Origin of the sequence: Mesorhizobium sp. M7D.F.Ca.US.004.03.1.1 (genome assembly GCF_003998635.1) — a bacterium.
Classification (GTDB): Bacteria; Pseudomonadota; Alphaproteobacteria; order Rhizobiales; family Rhizobiaceae; genus Mesorhizobium; species Mesorhizobium loti.
The window spans coordinates 1-2,672 of the sequence record NZ_RZQG01000818.1; the positions used below are offsets into that span (position 1 = coordinate 1).

The 2,672-nt window shown below is 62.5% G+C and carries 4 protein-coding genes; all 4 read right to left on the reverse strand.

All coding sequences use genetic code 11. From position 1 onward, the window contains the following. On the reverse strand, positions 1 to 685 hold a 685-nt coding region (locus EN935_RS30330), incomplete at its 3' end, for an oligosaccharide flippase family protein (protein WP_164771462.1). A gap of 315 nt (positions 686 to 1,000) precedes the next feature. Next, a complete protein-coding gene (locus EN935_RS30335) occupies positions 1,001 to 1,501 on the reverse strand; it encodes a hypothetical protein (protein ID WP_109658602.1) in 501 nt (166 codons plus the stop codon). A 191-nt stretch (positions 1,502 to 1,692) separates the two neighbouring features. After that, positions 1,693 to 2,019, reverse strand: a complete 327-nt coding sequence (locus EN935_RS30340; RefSeq protein WP_245468833.1) for a hypothetical protein — start codon at positions 2,017 to 2,019, stop codon at positions 1,693 to 1,695. Next, complete coding sequence (locus EN935_RS30345) at positions 1,997 to 2,269, reverse strand: DUF4242 domain-containing protein (protein WP_109658603.1); 273 nt, start codon at positions 2,267 to 2,269, stop codon at positions 1,997 to 1,999. Before EN935_RS30345 ends, EN935_RS30340 begins: the two co-directional genes overlap by 23 nt. Positions 2,270 to 2,672 lie beyond the last annotated feature (403 nt).

A 2,672-nucleotide genomic window follows, 5' to 3' on the forward strand; every position in this document is an offset into this window, starting at 1 on the left:
TGGTGACATAGGTAGCCGCGATCGAGGCGAAGATCGCCGTCCTGGCATCGGGGGCGTAGCCGGCCGCCAGCATCAGCGCCATGAACAGCAGGATCAGGATGGGTCGCACGAGATAGGTCGGCGACAGCGCAAACAGCGCCCAGCTGTTGGCGCGTGCCAGTCCGGACAGAAGGTCGGACATGGCGATCATCGGCAGGCAGATGACGCCGAGGATGAACGGGATCACATAGTAGTTTTCGATCCAGGGTGCTGCCAGCCAGACGCCGAGCGCGCCGAGTCCGGCGATGATCGTGGAGGCGATCAGCACGAACAGGCGGCTGGCCAGCACGATGCCGCGCAGTTCGTCCATCAGGCCGCGCTCGCGGTATTCGGGAATGAAGCGGATGACCGAGGTGTGGAAGCCAAGGCAGGCGAGGTTGCCGACGATGACCATCGTCACCCAGACGAGGACGAAAATGCCGTATTCGAACGAGCCCATCCAGCGCGCCATCAACACCTGGCTGATGAAGGCGATGACGGCGCTGACGATGCGGATGGAGAAGGCGATGACCGACATGCGGCCGGCCTCGCCGCGCTCGTCGGCGGTGAACAGCACGGCGTCGATACGGCCAAGCAGCGGCCCCATGCGCAGCGCCAAACGCTGCGGCAAGAACCGCCCGGCTGTCGTGGCCGCGGAAAAGCGCACCCCGATTTCTCTCCGTTTTCCGCTTCTTTTCAGGCTTTGGTGTAGCCAAAACACATTAAGAAACGGTTGGGTGAGGAACGGTCCGCGCAGCGGACGAAAAGCCAACGATTTGGCTTTTCGAGTGACGAACGCCCGGAGCCATAGCGGCGGGCCGGTGCGCGGGACGCGCATTCGTCATGCCGGTGGCATGACGAATGGCGAGCGAACGCCGGGAAGCATGGGAAGCCGGGTCGGCGTTGCGCTCGCCCCTCCCCCCGCAAGGGGGAAGGCCAGACACCTGGTATATGCGGTGCCAGAGGTGTCACATGGGGAGTGTCACATCCCCTTCATCGCGTCGCAGGACACGTTCGGGTTCATGTCGGCGAAGGTGCCGGTCGGGTTCTGTTTCCAGGCCCAGACATGCAGCTCGTAGAACGGGCCGAGGCCGTAGCGGTTGGGGGCGCTGTTGAAGTTGAACAGCTGTCCGCCGAGCGAGGCCGGGCCTTTCGAGGTGATGTATTCGACCGCCACCAGTTTCAGCGTCCCGTCGGCCATCGGCTCGTACATCACCGCTTCGGGCTTGGCGACATCGACCGCGTCATCCTTGAGATAGGTGGGATTGACGTAGTGGATGCCCATGGCGCCGCCGGTGATGCCGCTGGCGCAAGGGATCGGCGCATAGCCCTCGGCGGTTGCCGCCGCCACGTTCTCAAAGCGGTTGTTGGCCGTCCGCACCATGTCGGCCAGCCTGTTGGCGTCGTGGGCGTGGGCGGCAGTGGCCGCGATCGACAGGACGGCGAGGGCGGCGAAGCGCCCGGTCCAAAGAGTTTTGGTCATTGTCTTTCCGCTGTTGTTGATGACGCGACAGGGAGGTCCACGGCCGGCCGTGAGGCCGGGCGTGTTTCAACGCTGCAGCGTCTGGTTTTGTAATCCGGAACGGACCGTCCGCCCGGTTTGTGCAGGCCGCTGTCAGGTGGCCTTTGCAGTTTTCGAAATGTCTTTCAGCGATTCAAAATGGCTGCACGAAATCAGTGGTCCCACCAGTAATATTGCCAGTATTCCCGCTGGATATCGCGCTCCGACAGGCCGATGTCGCGCCTCAGATAATCGTCTTCCGGGGGCACTCGCCGCCGCCCGCCATACAGATGCGAAGGCAGGTTCGCCGCGAACCGCCATACACGGCCGAGCAAGGAGGTTGCTTGGCCGGGGTCTCCCACGACAGGCGCGGGTTCACCGACCGGCAGGCCAGCAAGCAGGTCGCCATTGCGGCGAAGGGCAGTTTGATGCTCATCGATTTGCCGATCATTTGGGATTTGCCGATCGTTCGGGGACTCAACGGTAAAAGTAAGGGTCAAGAACCCGCACCTCCATGATCTTGTCGACCGGCAGCGAATTCTTATGAGCCGCGCTGCGGATCGCTTCGGGCGAGGGGCCGTCGTAGATGCAGAAGCTGTGCTTCTTGTCGAGTGACACGAAGGACTGCACCCAGGTGACGCCTTTTTCGGCGTTGCGCATGACGACGCCGCCGAGCGCATCGGCGCCGACTTCGGTGATCGGCACGTTGAGACCGTCTGGAAATGTGCGTTCCACCACATAACGAGGCATGGGAAGTTCCTTTTCACATTGATTCACGCTCGGTCCGAGCGCGACTGGACAATGATCACGTTCGACAAGAGCGCACATCGGAGCCATTCCCTATTTTTGGCGGGACGATTCCCTATGTTGGCGACGTTATTTGTGGAGAGAGCCACAGCAATGTGTGGAAAGTCACATTGCAACCCTCTCGCTTAGAGCTATCGTGGCGCCAGCCACCATGGTGGCAACCCCCCAATCTCGCGAGCGAATGACAATGCTTCTGGAACGGCAGACACAGCTGGAGCTACTGGACGGCCTGCTAGTGGAAGCGGCACGCGGCCGTGGCCGAGTGGCGGCGCTGGGGGGAGAGGCGGGTGCCGGCAAGACCTCGCTCGTCGAGGCCTTCATCGGCCGCGCGGCAGAAGGCATACGC

What these genes read in the sequence shown, in the direction of transcription:
- EN935_RS30345 (WP_109658603.1), bottom strand. Translation starts at nt 2,269, where the DNA reads ATGCCTCGTTATGTGGTGGAACGCACATTTCCAGACGGTCTCAACGTG.
- EN935_RS30335 (WP_109658602.1), bottom strand. Translation starts at nt 1,501, where the DNA reads ATGACCAAAACTCTTTGGACCGGGCGCTTCGCCGCCCTCGCCGTCCTG.